This is a genomic window from Streptococcus shenyangsis (assembly GCF_006385785.1).
In the GTDB taxonomy this organism is placed as follows: domain Bacteria; phylum Bacillota; class Bacilli; order Lactobacillales; family Streptococcaceae; genus Streptococcus; species Streptococcus shenyangsis.
Map to the genome: position 1 here is coordinate 83612 of NZ_VFSH01000004.1, position 16612 is coordinate 100223.

16 protein-coding genes, 1 tRNA gene and 1 pseudogene are annotated in these 16612 nt (G+C 40.4%); 1 reads left to right on the forward strand and 17 read right to left on the reverse strand.

Features of this window, described 5'->3' with window-relative positions; all coding sequences use genetic code 11:
• Window positions 1-3: 3 nt before the first annotated feature.
• The 6 genes and pseudogenes from FJR77_RS04340 to FJR77_RS04365 form a co-directional block, all read right to left on the reverse strand.
• On the reverse strand, window positions 4-981 hold the full coding sequence (locus FJR77_RS04340) for an ABC transporter substrate-binding protein (protein ID WP_061759323.1): 978 nt from the start codon (window positions 979-981) through the stop codon (window positions 4-6).
• 452 nt (window positions 982-1433) lie between these two features.
• Window positions 1434-2360: an ATP-binding cassette domain-containing protein gene (locus FJR77_RS04345; RefSeq protein ID WP_140860054.1), complete on the reverse strand. Its 927-nt coding sequence runs from the start codon at window positions 2358-2360 to the stop codon at window positions 1434-1436.
• 10 nt (window positions 2361-2370) lie between these two features.
• On the reverse strand, window positions 2371-3438 hold the full coding sequence (locus FJR77_RS04350) for an ABC transporter ATP-binding protein (RefSeq protein ID WP_000159550.1): 1068 nt from the start codon (window positions 3436-3438) through the stop codon (window positions 2371-2373).
• Window positions 3439-3446: 8 nt separating this feature from the next.
• Window positions 3447-4373: pseudogene (gene oppC, locus FJR77_RS04355) on the reverse strand (oligopeptide ABC transporter permease OppC).
• Window positions 4373-5869 (reverse strand): ABC transporter permease, encoded by a 1497-nt coding sequence (locus tag FJR77_RS04360; protein ID WP_140833358.1) that lies wholly within the window; start codon window positions 5867-5869, stop codon window positions 4373-4375. Before FJR77_RS04360 ends, oppC begins: the two are co-directional and overlap by 1 nt.
• A 66-nt stretch (window positions 5870-5935) precedes the next feature.
• On the reverse strand, window positions 5936-7924 hold the full coding sequence (locus tag FJR77_RS04365; RefSeq protein WP_140833356.1) for a peptide ABC transporter substrate-binding protein: 1989 nt from the start codon (window positions 7922-7924) through the stop codon (window positions 5936-5938).
• Window positions 7925-8091: 167 nt separating this feature from the next.
• Between FJR77_RS04365 and FJR77_RS04370 the strand changes: the two genes are divergently transcribed.
• Window positions 8092-8162 (forward strand) — tRNA-Cys (locus FJR77_RS04370).
• A gap of 196 nt (window positions 8163-8358) precedes the next feature.
• Here FJR77_RS04370 and FJR77_RS04380 read toward each other — a convergent pair.
• From FJR77_RS04380 to FJR77_RS04425, 11 genes are all read right to left on the reverse strand, one after another.
• On the reverse strand, window positions 8359-9690 hold the full coding sequence (locus FJR77_RS04380; protein ID WP_140833351.1) for a hemolysin family protein: 1332 nt from the start codon (window positions 9688-9690) through the stop codon (window positions 8359-8361).
• A 119-nt stretch (window positions 9691-9809) separates the two neighbouring features.
• Complete coding sequence (locus FJR77_RS10140) at window positions 9810-9953, reverse strand: hypothetical protein (protein ID WP_181146598.1); 144 nt, start codon at window positions 9951-9953, stop codon at window positions 9810-9812.
• Between the two features lie 88 nt (window positions 9954-10041).
• Window positions 10042-10866 (reverse strand): DNA-entry nuclease EndA, encoded by an 825-nt coding sequence (endA, locus tag FJR77_RS04385; RefSeq protein WP_140833349.1) that lies wholly within the window; start codon window positions 10864-10866, stop codon window positions 10042-10044.
• 39 nt (window positions 10867-10905) lie between these two features.
• Window positions 10906-11094 carry a DNA-directed RNA polymerase subunit beta gene (locus FJR77_RS04390; RefSeq protein ID WP_181146597.1) on the reverse strand — a complete coding sequence of 63 codons (189 nt, stop codon included), beginning with the start codon at window positions 11092-11094 and terminating at the stop codon, window positions 10906-10908.
• On the reverse strand, window positions 11087-12370 hold the full coding sequence (gene murA, locus FJR77_RS04395) for a UDP-N-acetylglucosamine 1-carboxyvinyltransferase (protein ID WP_140833347.1): 1284 nt from the start codon (window positions 12368-12370) through the stop codon (window positions 11087-11089). The genes FJR77_RS04390 and murA overlap by 8 nt, the downstream gene beginning before the upstream one ends.
• 23 nt (window positions 12371-12393) lie before the next feature.
• Window positions 12394-12624, reverse strand: coding sequence for a DUF1146 family protein (locus FJR77_RS04400; RefSeq protein WP_138706243.1), 231 nt, complete (start codon window positions 12622-12624; stop codon window positions 12394-12396).
• Window positions 12625-12681: 57 nt separating this feature from the next.
• Entirely contained in the window at window positions 12682-13719 is a 1038-nt protein-coding gene (locus FJR77_RS04405; RefSeq protein WP_140833345.1) for a SepM family pheromone-processing serine protease, read from the reverse strand.
• The gene (coaD, locus tag FJR77_RS04410) at window positions 13703-14191 is read right to left on the reverse strand and encodes a pantetheine-phosphate adenylyltransferase (protein WP_140833343.1); all 489 of its coding nucleotides are present in this window, start codon (window positions 14189-14191) and stop codon (window positions 13703-13705) included. The genes FJR77_RS04405 and coaD overlap by 17 nt, the downstream gene beginning before the upstream one ends.
• A complete protein-coding gene (gene rsmD / locus FJR77_RS04415; RefSeq protein ID WP_125386650.1) occupies window positions 14181-14720 on the reverse strand; it encodes a 16S rRNA (guanine(966)-N(2))-methyltransferase RsmD in 540 nt (179 codons plus the stop codon). The genes coaD and rsmD overlap by 11 nt, the downstream gene beginning before the upstream one ends.
• Before the next feature lie 64 nt (window positions 14721-14784).
• Window positions 14785-15777 carry an aspartate--ammonia ligase gene (gene asnA, locus FJR77_RS04420; RefSeq protein ID WP_000747988.1) on the reverse strand — a complete coding sequence of 331 codons (993 nt, stop codon included), beginning with the start codon at window positions 15775-15777 and terminating at the stop codon, window positions 14785-14787.
• A gap of 110 nt (window positions 15778-15887) precedes the next feature.
• Window positions 15888-16571: a Bax inhibitor-1/YccA family protein gene (locus FJR77_RS04425; protein WP_140833341.1), complete on the reverse strand. Its 684-nt coding sequence runs from the start codon at window positions 16569-16571 to the stop codon at window positions 15888-15890.
• Window positions 16572-16612: the final 41 nt, after the last annotated feature.

Here is a 16612-nt window from a genome sequence, read left to right on the forward strand (position 1 = left end):
TCCTTATTCCTTGCTTTCTAACTTGCTAATATCAATTCCCAATGCATCTGCCATTTCTTGATTGGTATGCAATTCCAGTTTTTCAGGCAACTCAACTGCTATATTTTCTGGCTTCTCACCTTTTAAAACACGAACCAGCATGCGAGCTGTCTGGCGTCCCAATTCTTCATAATTGGTACCGTAGTTATACAAGCCACCAACCGCAACCATTTCTGTTGAACCACCAAATACTGGAACCTTGTGCTTAATAGAAACCTGCTTGACTGTTTCCATGGTTGATGAAATGATATTATCCGTTGGTACAAAAACCATATCCACCTCTGCCATCAAGCTTTCTGCAGCAGCCTTGACGTTGTTACTGTCCAAGATTGTTTTTTCAACAACGGTAAAGCCTTTTTCTTCCAAAAGACGCTTAGCTTCATCCTTTTGAACAACTGAGTTTGGCTCGCTCTGAGTATAGAGAATTCCAATCGTTTTAGCTTTTGGCAACACTTTCTTTATCAAATTGATTTGGGTTGAAATGGCATCTGATGACTGGTCGCTTGTCCCAGTTACATTGCCCCCAGGATGCTCTCTTGACTCAACCAACTTGGCACTGACAGGATCTGTTACCGCTGAAAAGATAACCGGTGTCGTTTGCGTTGTATTGGCCAAGCTCTGAGCAGAAGGCGTTGCGATAGCTAGAACGACATCACTAGATTCTGCTAGTTGCTGGGAAATCGTTTTAAGATTTCGTTGTTCTCCCTGGGCATTTTGCAAATCAATCTCAATATTTTCCCCCTCAATATAGCCTTGCTTGGCCAGTTCATCCACAAATCCTTCTCTAGTAGCATCTAAGGACTGGTGGGTAATAAACTGCGAAATACCGATACGAAAAACATCTTTTTTCTTATCTGCCTTCAACTGATGCAAACTGATCAGAGAGGTCAAGAGGATCCCCACTACCAAGAGGGGTGCTAGTAATTTTCGAACAACTTTCATAATGAAACTCCTTCTCAGAAAAGATAAAACAAAAAACCGCCTAGATACTATCTAAACGGATGCTTGAAATAATCTAACAAGTTATAACTTTGCTAGTCCATTTAGATATTCATCTATATGGACCACAATCAAAAATCTTAGCCACATAGATACAAACAAATTGCTTGAACTGTTTGCATCCATGGTGACATGTCTACAAACACTATCTAAAGTAGCTAAAGTAAAAGTTTTGATTCATCGTTACAGCTTGTCTCTTATTCATTTCTTTTTCTGCTTTCTTTTTTGATGTTTCCTATCTTAACACCTTTTTCATCAGCTGTCAAGAATATTTCAGAATTTTTTAAAATTTTCCAAAAATTCTTTCATGATAATTTCAAAGTTTTTTCAAATCAATTCAACAAAAAAGGTTTATAATTTCCATAAAAATTGACATGGAAATTATAAAACCATTCTTAGTTTAGTCCTTTTTGATAACGTGCCAATTCAGCTTGGTTAGCCCAAATATAGTGACCTGGACAGATTTCAACCATAGACGGCTTATCAGTCTCATAGTCGTGTTGACTTGGGTCATAAACCTTCAAGACCTTCTTACGTTCCAAGATTGGATCTGGAATTGGTACCGCTGACAGCAAGGCTTGAGTATATGGATGAATTGGATTGTTAAACAATTCTTCTGTTTCAGCAACCTCTACAATAACACCCTTATAAATAACTGCGATACGGTCTGAAATAAAGCGAACGACCGACAAATCATGGGCGATAAAGAGATAAGTCAAACCAAGTTCTTTTTGGAATTTTTTGAGCAAGTTCAAGACTTGGGCACGCACAGAAACGTCCAAGGCTGAAATGGGCTCATCTGCAATAACAAAATCTGGTTGCATCACCAAGGCACGAGCAATACCAATACGTTGGCGTTGACCACCTGAAAACTCATGAGGGTAACGAGTCAAGTGCTCAGCAAGAAGACCTACTTCACGAATAATATTTTGAACTTTCTCTTTACGTTCTTCTTCATCCTTGAACAGATGATGATTGTAAAGACCTTCAGAAATAATATAATCAACAGTCGCACGTTCATTCAAACTTGCGGCAGGGTCTTGGAAAATCATCTGGATCCGACGAATCAATTCCGCAGCTTGTTCACGCGATTTCTTACCATTAATCTTTTGACCATCAAAAATGATATCTCCATTACTTGTATCATTTAGACCGATGATGGCACGACCAATAGTTGTTTTCCCACTTCCTGATTCACCTACAAGCGAGAAAGTTTCTCCCTTGTTGATAAAGAAGTTAGCATTTTTAACCGCAACAAACTTCTTACTTCCTTCACCGAAGGAAATTTCTAAATCTTTGATTTCTACTAATTTTTCAGACATTTCCTTCCTCCTAGTCTGCCAGATGGGCAAATCCCATTTTTTCACGAATCTTATCATGGAGATTTGCAATCACAGCTGGTTTTTCTACTTTTGGAGCATCCTCATGAAGAAGCCAAGTTTTAGCCCAATGCGTCTCTGATACTGAGAATTGAGGAGCTTTTTGTTCGAAGTCAATCTGCATTGCATAGTCAGAACGCAAGGCAAAAGCATCCCCTTTCAGGTCAGTATAAAGTGACGGAGGTGTTCCTGGGATTGAGTAAAGATCCCCTTTATCATCAGCAAGCTGAGGCAAACTTGACAAGAGACTCCATGTATATGGATGGCGAGGGTCATAGAAGACTTCCTCAACAGTTCCATACTCAACGATTTCTCCTGCATACATCACCGCTACCTTATCCGCAATACTTGCTACCACACCAAGGTCGTGGGTGATAAAGATTGTTGTGAAATGGTACTCGTTTTGTAAAGATTTCAGCAAATCAATAATCTGTGCTTGGATGGTTACATCCAAGGCAGTCGTTGGCTCATCACAGATCAAGACATCAGGTCGGCAGGCAAGGGCAATAGCAATAACGATACGTTGACGCATTCCTCCAGAATATTGGAAGGGGTATTCATCAAAACGTCTATCTGCGTCTGGAATCCCAACCTTATTCATGTAGTCAATGGCCAATTCTTTCGCTTCTTTAGCTGTTTTTCCTTGGTGTTTCACAATAACTTCTGTAATCTGACTACCAATTGTTTTAATCGGGTCCAAACTAGTCATTGGATCTTGGAAGATAGTCGCAATCTTAGCACCACGAATTTGTTCCCAATCCTTGTGAGAAGATAGAGCTGTCAAATCCTGACCACGGTAGTCAATACTTCCTTGAGCAATACGACCATTTTCTTCAAGCATACCTGTGAAAGTCTTTGTCAAAACAGATTTCCCTGATCCTGACTCACCTACCAAGGCTAATACTTCTCCTTCAACTAGTTCAAGGGAAACGCCGCGAATGGCTGTCAATACTTTGTCACGAACGTCAAATTCCACGACAATATCGCGAGCAGTCAAAATTACATTTTTTTCTTTTGTCATTTCTACTCCTATCTATGTGTACGTGGATCACTAGCATCCGCTAAGTTTTGACCAACTACGAAAAGGGACAAGGATACCAAGACAAGAGTTGTCAATGGAATCCAGAACAAGTAAGCATTGGTTGTTACGTTTTGTGAATAATCTGAAATCAAACGACCCAAACTTGGCACTGTAATCGGTAATCCAAGACCGAAGAAAGACAAGAAAGCTTCGTATGAGATAAAGCTTGGAAGCATTTGAGTCATCGTTGTCACAATAACAGATACCAATTGAGGCATGATATTTTTGGCAACAATCTTCAAGGTTGGCGTTCCCAAAGTACGTGACGCCAAGTTGTATTCCAAGTCACGATAACGCAAGATTTGCACACGGATCATGAAGGCAATCCCAATCCATGTTGTTACACTCATGGCAAAAATCAGATTCCAGAATCCAGCTCCGATTGAGTAAGTCAAGACAATGACAATCAAAAGAGATGGGATATTTGAGATGACGTTGTAAACTTCCATCATCACACGGTCTACTGATTTTGAAATTCCCCAAATACCACCGACAAAGACACCGATAACTAAGTTAATCACTGTCGCAATCACAGAAATGAGGATAGAGTTACGAGCTCCGAACCAGACACCGTCAAAGAGAGATTTACCATTACTGTCTGTACCGAACCAATGCTCAGCATTTGGCTTGATATAACGAGCACTAAAGTCGTTTACCTTGCTGACATCATTGAAATCAAACTTAGAAAACATTGGGTAAATGAAACTCATCAAAATGATAGCTACCAAGATTCCCAACATAACTACAGTTGATTTTTTCTTCATAAATTGTCTAAACACTGATCCCCAGTATGAATAAGCTGGCGCATCAATGGCTTAAGAGGCAAAATCGTCACGTTTTACAAACTGAAATTTTTCTTTATCGATTGTAGACATTATTTGCCTCCTTTCTCAGTCAATTTAATACGTGGGTCAATAATAGTCATCCAAATATCTCCTAAAAGAAGGGAGAAGATAGAAATACATGTAAAGATGAAGACAAGACCAACGACCATAGAGTTATTAGATGCTTTTACAGAGTCAATCAACATTTTACCCATACCTGGGAAGGCAAAGACTGTTTCAGTAAGGGTTGCACCACCGATAACCCCGATAACGGCACCAGGAATTCCTGAAACCAGCGGAACCATGGCATTTTTAAAGATGTGTTTGTTTGAAATTTCTTTTTCAGACAAACCTTTTGCACGAGCAAAACGTACAAAGTCTTGTGATTGTAAGTCAATCATGTAACGACGAATCCAAATCGCTGTACCAGGAGCACCCAACAAACCAAGGATCACTGCTGGTAAAACATACGAACGCCAATCTCCAGCACCCAAGATAGGGAATGAATCTGGCAAACCGATTGAAGAACCAGCCAAACGAACGATATAAACCAAGGCAATTGTTGGAAGAGCCATCAAGAAGGTCAAAGCACCTGTTGAGAAGCTATCAATCCAAGTGTTCTTGAAGCGAGCCATAGCTGAACCAAGTGGCACGGCAATCGCATAAGAAATCAGCAAACCAATCAATCCAACGACAGCAGAACTAGCAATCATAGAAGGATATTGGTAGTTACTTTCCGTAGCTGTATAAGGATCATCTTTTCCGTAGTTGGCTACTTCACGAGAGTCAGCCTGACTAGGTGATTTGTAGGTTCTTGAGTAAATATTTACAGAAGAAGTTTTCTTACCTGTTGGGAACTGAACTTGAGCAGTTTTTGTTTGTCCTTGTCCCTGAGTAATAACCTGTAAAACAGGGCTATTAGCATAGGTTGGATAAGAATCCCCTAAATTAATGTTCACAAAATTTTGATGCACAAATGGGAACTGACTGTTGAAGTACAAGAGATATTTGTGTTTAGTTCCTGAACCAACCAAAGACCATCCGATCGCTGGATCGTTTTCAAAACGAAGGTAACGTTTCAAGTCTGGATTTTCAGGGTCTTGAATTTTATTTGTATGATCAATATCAATCAAGTTAGCATAGAATTTGAAAACACGTTCAAAAATTGGAATTTCACGAGTAGCGTAGAATTGGCCACTTTCAGTAAATTCTCCCAAGGTCCAACCATGACCGATTTGTTTGATGTATTTTTCGTAGATAGCCTTGTTGGTGTCATTGGCTTCAACTGTTACAGAAGCATCCATCTGGCTAGCTTTTTCTTGCAACTCTTTGGTATCGTAGTACTCGATATAGCCCATACGCTCATAAACGGTATTCTCATAGTTATCACGTTTATCAGCAGTTGTCGCAATCTTGTTATAGTTGGTATCCTGTTTAAAAATCAATTTTCGAGGAACCATTGTATAGATAATCGTGTAAGTCAAGGTTGTTACTAAGAAGATAGAGACCAATGACCGCAAAACACGCATAAAAATATATTTTTTCATATCATTTCCTTTAAAAATCCCAAAAGAACCTTCTCCTCATGGAGAGAAAGTTCTATTGAACATTATTTACTTCACATGACTTGCCAATTCTTTTTGAGCTTTCTCGTTTGACTCAGTCTTTTCTTTCAACCATTTTTCACGAGCTTTTTCATACTCTTCTTTGGTGATTGCTTTTTCACCAACTTCAGTATACTTCAAGTATCCTGCATTTTCACCTTTAAGACCAGCTACAGAATATGAAGAACTAAATGGTAGAACCTTTGAAACAAATGAAACGGCTGTTTCTTTAGGAGAAGCCATTACTGGAATTGTCAAAGCATTATCAGTCAACCAAGCTTGTGCTACTGCGTATTTTTCATAACGTTTTTGAACATCCTGGTTTTCGCTGTTTGCGTCATCAAGTAATTTGCCATAGTCAGCTAAACCAAGTTTGCTCACTACTGATGCATCAGTGTTTTGGTCGATACCAAGGTAAAGACGAGTGTTTCCTCCCTTAATGACGAACTGATCCAAGAAAGTAGACGGATCTTGATAATCAGGGTTCCATCCTGACAAGGTATGGATATCCCAGTCTTGCTCTTTAGCTGTCGGAGCGCTAAATGAAATTGGTAAAGCTTCTGCTTGAGTCATTTGTTGCAAGTCTACAACAACATTATCTGAACCCAATACTTTTTCAATTGATTGTTTCAATGATTGAACACGATTTACAACCGCTGTTGATTCTTGGATAACCAAGGCATCCAAGTGGATTGGGAATTCAACACCTTCAGCTTGTAGGCTTGATTTTGCTTTAGCAAAGACTTCTTTCGCTTTTTCTTCATTGTAAAGGCCATTTTGAGAATCAGCTAGAGACACGTTTGACCAAGTTGAAGAATTTGTCTTAGCCAAGCTTTCTTGTACCAACTCACCAAATGCTTTCTTACCAACTTGAAGATTATAAGGTGCAAACGTATTACGGATGGCTACTGCAGCTCCATCAGTACCATTTGTTTGAGCTGAATAAGAATTGCGATCGACCGCAAAGTTCAAGGCTTGACGGAATTCCTTGTTTAGCAATGCTTTCTTAGCAGATGTCTTTTGGGCATCACTTGTTTTGGCTGTGTGGTTATACGTTGTACGACCATAGTTCAAGCTGACAGTTGCAACACCTGCACCTGGTTCATTAAAGTAAATGTTATCTTTGAAGTCAGCTGCATATTTTTCATATGTAGAACTTGTAGGGAAGATACGCGCCTTGCTATATTGACCATCGGCAAAACCTTTAGCAATCACATCTTGGTCCTTACCATCCCAGAAAGTGAACTTAACGTTCTCAATTTTTACATTTTCTTTGTCCCAGTAAGCGTCATTTTTAGCCATCTCGATAGATGATTTAGGAGTTACAGCTTTCAAGACAAATGGACCGTTATAAAGAATAGAGTTAGCATCTGTTGGGGCACCAAAACCTTCCCCTTTTGAAGCTAAGAATTCTGCATTAACCGGCATCATGACACCACTAGTTGTCTTGTCATTCCAGAAAGTTTCTGGCTGGTTCAAGGTATACTCTAGTGTTTGGTCATCAAGTGCTTTTACTCCAACGGTTGAAAAATCACTTGTTTCACCCTTGATATAGGCTTCTAATCCCTTAATAGAAGAGCTAACGATTGAAAGTCCTTTTGATTTCCCATCTACCGCATGTTTCAAACCAGTAACGAAGTCTTTAGCAGTTACAGGAGCGTATTCTTCTCCCTCTGCAGTTACCCATTTAGCATCCTTACGGATTTTATAGGTATAAGTCAAACCATCTTTTGAAACTGTCCATGATTCAGCGATAGAAGGAACCAGATTACCATATTTATCGTTAGCCAACAAACCATCTACGGCATTTGTGGTGATGAATGATGTTGAATCGATATTGCTAACGATATAATCCAAGGTTTCTGGATCTGTTTGATAAACATATTGGTAATCTTTTGCTAATTTCGCATTATTTGAACTAGTGTTTGAACACGCAGCTAGAACTCCTGATGCTAATAAGGTAGCCCCCGCTACAGCAAGCACTTGACTTTTTTTCATTTATTTACTCCTCTTATAAAGTATAGATTATTATTGATTATACCATATATTTTAAGATATTTCAAGAAAAGTAAACGAATTTTCAGAATATTTAGGCTTATTGATACAAAAAATCTGAAAAAGCTATTGACTGAAAATCATTTTCAAGGTATAATAATAAACGTTAAGGCGGTATAGCCAAGTGGTAAGGCACGGCTCTGCAAAAGCTTGATCGTCGGTTCAAATCCGTCTACCGCCTTCTGTAACTTGATTTATCAGGTTTCATTTAAACAGAAAGCCCAGTTTAAAGGGCTTTTTTCTTTTTCATCGGATAAATACATATAACTTACAAAAACTTTTGGAACACGAATTTGGGGCAGACTTCTTTTTAGAAGACAATCTTTTGAAATCAACTGAAAAAAGCTTCGTCACACCTGGTGACAAAAGCCTCTAGTTTACTCTGTTTCTTCTTCTATTTCGACTTCTGTAATTTGGACTTTTACCTTGGTAACACGTCCATTTTTTACTTTATCATTGATTAGGATAAGCTGTTTGTTTTGGCTGATCAATTCATAGCTGAGCTTCTCAGTCGTTGGAATGGTTCCAACTCCTGTCAAATAATAACCAGCGATAGTATCAACGTCATCACTTTCCAGTTCAACATCAAAGTAGTCATTAAAATCATTGAGATTCATGGTACCTTGAACAATGTAAGTATCATCGCCAATCTGATGAACATCTATTGCTGCTTTGTCCGTTTCATCATCGATTTCCCCAACGATTTCCTCTAAGAGGTCTTCCAGAGTCACTAAACCAGCCATACCACCGTATTCATCTAGCAATATTGCCATTTGTCTTTGGGTATTGCGCAATTCTTTTAGCAAGTCATCTACAAAAATGGTTTCAGGAACAAAGAGTGGATCTTGTAAAATTTTCTTCCAAACAATATTGTCAAAACCGTCTACAAAACCTGCCTTAAGAAGACTCTTGGTATGAATAATCCCAATCACGTTATCCTTGTCTCCATCATATACAGGGATACGAGAATAATTTTGTTTTAAAATACTTTGGATAATGGTTTGACTATCATCCTTAATATCAACCATGAAGGCATCCGTTCGAGGAACCATGACTTCTCTGGCCATCAGTTCATCTAGTGAAAAAATCCCCTGTAACATCTCAATTTCATCAGCATCTAGTGTTTCTTCACTATTTGTCAGCATGTAGGCAATTTCATCACGGGTCATTTTTTCATCAGCATCGTCAAAGGCCACAGGAGTCAAGCGACTCAAGAGATTGGTAGAGGCAGACAAGAGCCAAACAAAGGGACTAACTAGTTTCCCCAGCCCAATGATAACTGGCGCTGTACGAATCGCCAAGGCATCCTTTAGATTAAGAGCGATTCTCTTAGGATACAATTCCCCAAAAACGATGGAAATATAAGTCAAAAATGCTAAAGATAGAAAACTTGCAATAGCATAAGCTGTTTCGCTATTTCCAAGCCAAGAGACAATTTCTCGTCCTAGAGTTTCTGCCAAACTCGCCCCTGACAAAATCGTAATCAGGGTAATCCCTACTTGAATGGTTGATAAAAAGTGATTAGGATTTTCTAGTACCTTCAACAGACGGATATAGCGTCTATCTCCTTCTTCTGCCTTTTGTTCAACCCGCGCACGGTTTAGTGACACCATGGCCATTTCTGTGGCTGAGAAAAAGGCATTTAACACCGTCAAGATAAACAATAAAACAAATTGTAGCAACAAGTTCTGACTACTTGGGTCTTCCATAGTTCTTCTCCTAAAATAGTATCTTATCCTTTATTATATCACAAAATATGATCCAATACATATTATTTTTTCTCATACTCTTCGAAAATCTCTTCAAACCACGTCAACTTAACCTTGCCTTATGTATGGTTACTGACTTCGTCAGTTCTATCTGCAACCTCAAAACAGTGTTTTGAGCTGACTTCGTCAGTCTTATCTACAACCTCAAAGCAGTACTTTGAGCAACCTGCGACTAGCCTCCTAATTTGTACTTTGATTTCCATTGAGTATCAGTATCTATTGTAGCCCTGCTGAAACTAGTAAAAGAAGAACTCCTACATCCACAAGTGACATAGGAGTTTATGTTATCTTTTACTGAGTTACAGTCACTTCTCCAGTTCGGTAATCCAGTTGAAGCCCCTTTTGAACATTGGGAACTAGAACATTAAATTCCAATTCTCCGTCTGAAGACTTGGCTTCAATCTGTGAAGCTGAAGGAACTAAGTCCTCGTTTGAAGCGTAATAAAGGGTTACACGGTAACGGACACGCTTGTTTTGGTCCAAGGCTTTACGTACCATACTTTCATAGTAGTTTTGACCAGTCGAATCCTCGACCTGTGCCTGATTTGCCCAGGCTGTCTGAACAGCAATATTTTTAGGATTGCTTGTCGAGGCATCAAAACCATCCAAGCCACCGATTAAGGCATAACCCAACAAGTGACCTCTATCGACTGCATGAGTATAAGTCCCCTTTAGATTTTTAACTTGATGCCAACCTGGAGGAGTCCAAGAAGTCGAACCATTCCCAGTTTCTTCCCGATTCTTGTACTGGCGAGTAGCCTTAGACAAGAGGGCATTAGCTACGGTTGGTACCGTTTCCTTGCCCACTGTCTTTGTTTTATTATCAGCGTAGGGCTTACTTGAAACCTTGGCATCTAGATTTGTTTTATTACCATTGACGATAAAAGCACCTGAGCGATTCCACTCAAGACTCCCTTTTATTTGGCTTTTGACTGCATCTGTTAAGACACTTTCTGCCAATGCTTGACTAGGAGCTTCAGACGCTTGTTTTTTCTGACTAAGCTTGGTTTTGGGACTATTAGCTGTCGACTGCATCTGCTTGATATAATAGCTACCTGCAGACAAAAGCAATAACACTAACAGCCCAATCAGTGTCTGTCTTGTTTTTTTGTTCATATTTCTCCTTATTCTTTATAAAAAGGCTGGTCTCCCAGCCTAATTTCCTGTAAATTTATGAATCAATTCCTGCCATTTTGCTGGGGACAGGATAGCCCATGGGTCTTGACCCTTGCCCAAGATTCCATAACCGACCATTAAGCCGATACCTAGGGCTAGAGCACCTAAAATCAGTACTAGTATGACTAAAAGTAAACGCTTGATTACGTAGCTTGATTTCTTATTCATCTTCATCACTTGCCTCAATCCGCTGAATCTTAGCACCTAGCTGCGCCAACTTCTCATGGAAACGGTAGTAGCCTCTATCCAAGTGGACTAATTTACCAACCACGGTTTCTCCTTGTGCTACCAAACCTGTCAAAATCAAGGCTGCGCTGGCACGAAGGTCAGTTGAAAGAACTTCTGCCCCCTGCAAAGCTTGTCCACCAACAATACGAGCTGTATCACGGATAATCTCAGAATGCAAGCCCATGCGGCGCATTTCTTCTAGATGTTGGAAACGATTTTCAAAAACTGTCTCCACCATAGTTGATTCCCCTTTTGCAACGGTCATCAAGGCTGTAAATTGGGCCTGCATATCCGTTGGAAAACCTGGGTGGGGCAAGGTTTTTACATGGACAGCTTTTAGATTTTCTAGTTGAGAGCGAACTCGAATACCTTCAGTCTCCTCTGTCACTTCCACTCCCATTTCAAGCAACTTAGCAATCAAGGGACGGTTGTGCTCCCAAACAGCGTCTTTAATCAAGACATCACCACCAGTCATGGCAGCAGCCACCATAAAGGTTCCAGCTTCGATACGGTCTTGTACCACATTGTGAGTCGTACCGTGAAGTTTCTCCACACCAGTAATGGTAATGGTCTCTGTACCAGCCCCTTTGACCTTGGCTCCCATTTCATTTAGGAGAATAGCTAGGTCCACAATCTCAGGCTCACGCGCAGCATTTTCAATCACTGTCACCCCATCAGCCAGAGTCGCTGCCATCATTAAGTTCTGCGTAGCACCAACACTTGGGAAGTCCATATAGATATGAGCTCCATGTAAGCGATCAGCCTTGGCTTCGATATAACCAGCTGTCTGACTAATCTTAGCCCCCATAGCTTCTAGACCTTTCAAATGCAGATCAATAGGGCGGCTACCAATCGTACAACCACCTGGCATGGATACTTTGGCATGACCTACACGGGAAAGAATTGGACCCAAGACAACGATAGATGCGCGCATCTTGCTGACATACTTGTAAGGAGCTTCCTCAGTGATATCGCCAGTCGCGTCCACCTCCACAAGATGAGCCTCCTCATCAAAATTCACCTTGGCATTTAAACCACGAACCACCTGATTCATAGTGAAAACATCTGACAAGATAGGAACATTCTGCAAGACAGTCTTTCCTTCACTTGCTAGAATAGTCGCTGCCAACAAAGGCAAGACTGCATTCTTTGCTCCTTCAATCGTAACACTTCCTACCAGACGATTATCGCCACCTTGAACCACAATTTTTTCCATACTTATTTCCTTTACTCTTGATTTTATAATAATCCTCTAAGCGCTTCTTGCCACAACTGATATAGGCTGATAAAGAAAGAACTCAAGATATAGCCCATTACAATGCTGAAAAAAGCTACTAGTAAACGAACTTTTCCTGTATTCTCAGCTGTCACTTTTAAAACCTTTTCCCATCTAACAAGATTCTTTAAAAGGTAAAAACTCACATAAATAAAGAGCATGTGACTGCTTAGAGTGAATAATAATTGAACCATTTGACTATTATACCATCTTCTATGTTTGTGCGCTAGTTTGGAAACTTCACTCAAAAATTAGGGATTGTTTTTCAAGTAATCAATTGCATCTTGTAGGGTTTTAACTGGCACGATTTTCATATCTGTCTTGATTGTTCTAGCTGCTTCCAGGGCTGTTTGGTAGTTGTTTTTCGCATCCGGATGCGCTTTTTGTTCTTCTTCGCTAACAGGGTTATCAGGGGCAAAGAAAATCGCGGCACCTTCTCTAGCCGAAGCTACAACTTTCTTATCAATACCTCCAATATCCCCCACATTACCATCACGGTCAATAGTTCCGGTACCGGCAACGATACGACCATTACGAAGACCAGGGTCAGCTATTTGGGTATAGATTGCCAGACTAAACATGAGACCTGCACTTGGACCGCCGATACCAGCTGTTGAAAAGCGAATTGGGACATCACTGGTCACTTCCGTACGGTCAATCAAACCGATTCCAATACCATTTTTACCATTTTCCAAGGTGATAATCTTTCCTTCTGCAGACTTGGTTTGCCCATCTTCTTCATAAGTTACCTTGACTGAGTCCCCTAATTTTTGAGAATTGACATAATCAATCAAATCTTTGGAACTATCAAAGGTCTGATCATTGACTGCTGTGACCGTATCAGAGATGTTGAGAATCCCTTTAAAGGTTGAATTATCTGTCACAGTCAAAACATAAACCCCAAGGTATTTGAGTTCAATATCCTTACCAGCTGTTTTTAGTCCTTGATACTTGGCCATGTTTTGCGATGTTTGCATGTAGAATTGATTGATCCGCATAAATTCAACATCGGAAGAGCCACCTGTAGTCTCTTTGGCACTACGAATATCTGTAAAAGGCGTCAACCAAGCATAAATCATATGGGCTAAAGTAGCGTGCTGGACACCAACCGTAACGAATTGATAAGCCCCAGCTTCCTTATCTTCTGTGTCATTGACTTTAAGGACTTGGCGAATATCTTCCGAACCACCTGGAACCTCTATATAATAGGGCAAAGGCACTACAAATGCCAAAAAGGTCACAATCAAGGCCGCAATGACATATAAGGGCCATCTAATCTTTTTTTTCATTTCTTATTTCCTCCAAAATACTCTCGGGAACATAGCTGGTAGTATCCTGACCAAACTTCAAAAGCTCTCTAACGCCTGATGAACTGAGATAGAGATGTTCAGGTCGACTATGTAAATAAATGGTCTCTATATTAGGAGACAGCTGATGGTTGTAGTAATCAAAACTGGCCTCATATTGCAAATCCGACGCATTTCTCAAACCTCGCACTAGGAAAGTAGCCCCTAGTCTTTTTGCAACATCAACCACCAATTCATCATGTGAAAACACGACTTCAACATTTCCCAAATGTTTCAAAGCCGTTTCTAGCCCCCGTTTACGATTTTCGATAGGGAGAAATCCTTGTTTGTGGGGATTAAAAAAAATACCGACATAGAGCTTATCAAAGAGTCTGCTCGCCCGTTCAATCATATCCAGATGCCCATTTGTCATCGGATCAAATGAGCCTGTGAATAAGCCAATCTTATCTGACATAGACTGTCACCTTACTAATTCCATAAATTTTTTCCTTCCAGATACCCAGGCAGGCAATTTCTTCTGGAAGTTCAACGGCCTTATCCGTCTCACACACGACCATGACATCTTCAGAAAAAAGCTCTTTTTCAGCCATTTTTTCAATATCTGCTACGATTTGTTCCTTAGCATAAGGAGGGTCTAAGAAGATGAGATCAAATTCCCCAGATACCTGTTCCAATGCCCTTTCTGCATCCATCTTGAGGAGTTGAAATTTTCCAACTTCCTTGGTCATCTGAATATTTTCAGCCACGATAGCCTGAGCCTTACGGTCTCGCTCCACCAAAACAGCGCTGGACATGCCACGCGATACTGCCTCGATAGATAAACCACCACTACCTGCATAAAGGTCCAAGACTCGTCCACCTTCAAAGTAAGGACCAATCATGTTAAAAATGGCTCCCCTAACCTTATCCGAAGTGGGTCTTGTCGTCTTGCCTTCTAGTGTCTTGAGGGGACGTCCCCCATAGATTCCTGATACGATTTTCATACCGTTTATTATACCAAATTATGGGCAAAAAGAGAAAGAAAACCGAACCTTGCGGTTCGATTCTCTACAAAATATTTTCGTAAGTATCGCGGACTTCTTGAGGCCAAACACTTGTTTGCACTTCTCCGATGTGTTTCTTGCGAAGTAAGAACATGGCCATACGAGATTGTCCAATTCCTCCACCGATTGTCAATGGGAATAGGCCATTCAACAAAGCCTTGTGCCATTCCAACTCCAAGCGGTCTTCATCACCTGTAATAGCAACCTGACGGCGAAGCGTTTCTTCATCTACACGGATTCCCATAGAAGATAGCTCAAAGGCTCCACCTAGAGATTCATTCCAGACAAGAATATCACCATTTAGACCCTTGTAGCCATTTTCAGACTCACTTGTCCAGTCATCATAGTCTGGTGCACGTCCATCGTGCGGTTTACCGTCTGGTAATTCACCACCGATACCAATCAAGAAAACAGCTCCAAATTCTTTACAGATAGCATTTTCACGTTCTTTCGGCGTCAAGTCTGGGTAGCGCTCGACCAACTCTTCTGTATGGATAAAAGTGATTTGTTTTGGCAAGATTGACTCGATGTCATAGCGGGCTTCAACAGCTAACTCAGTAAGACGAATAGCCTTGTAAATCTTTTCAACTGTTTCTTTTAGATAGGCAATGTTGCGTTGTCCATTTGGAATGACTTTTTCCCAGTCCCACTGGTCAACATAAACAGAGTGGGTCGCATCCAGCGAATCTTCATCTGGACGAAGGGCCTTCATGTGGACGAAAAGACCTTCACCCTCACCGAAACCAAAACGAGCCAAGGTATGGCGTTTCCATTTAGCAAGTGAATGCACCACTTCATAAGTAGCATCAGGGATTTGGAGAACCTTGACCGATACGGCATTCTCCACACCTGATAAGTTATCCTGCATCCCATCGCCGACCTTACTCAAGATAGGACCTTGAACTTCGACAACTTCTAACTTATCTTTCAAATACTGGGTAAAAGTGTTTTTGACAAAGGAAATTTCTTCTTGTTGATGAATAAAACTTTTCTTCATAAACTACTCCTCAAAAATTAGTTAAAAGCATTATACACCTATTTTCAAGAAAAGAAAAGAGCAAATATAAAAAAATCAGTGTCACTCAAAACACTGATTTCATAGACCTTTTAGTCATTGCGACCAAAGATACGTAGAATACTTAGGAAGAGATTGATAAAATCAAGATAGATACTAAGAGCCATTGACACAACCCAACCTGTCGCTACACGACCTTGTGATTGTTCATAGGCAAGGCGAATCCTTTGGTTGTCCCAAGCAATCAGCCCAGAGAAAACCAAGATCATGGCTACACTAATCATATAATCAAAGAACCCACTAGCCAAGAAAATATTGACTATCATAGCAATAATCAAACCGATAAGGGCAGCCATCATAGCACGACCAATCCCACTCAAATCTTTCTTAGTGAACATACCAACTGCCGCCATGACAAAAAAGAGAAGGGCGCTCGACACAAAGGCAGATAAAACTGTACCTGAAGTATAGAAGGCCACCACAAAACTGAGGGTAAAGCCGTTTAATACTGAGTAAAGTAAAAATACTGGAAGAGCCGCTGGGCTATTCTTTGAAGCCATACTACTGGCAACAAAGACTAGGGCTAACTCCGCAAAAGTAGCAATGGTCAACCAGAGACGCCCCTGCATCAAAAAGTAAACTAGCTGAGACTGAAAGACCGTCAACATAAGGCCTGATACCAAAGCAGATAGTCCGATTCCCAGACCAACAAAGGCATAAACCTTAGCGTAAAATTGATTGAGACCTGCGCGGTCGTGAATAATAGTGTGATTCATCTTTTCTCCTTTTCTATGAACATCTTTCCTTGATTATAACA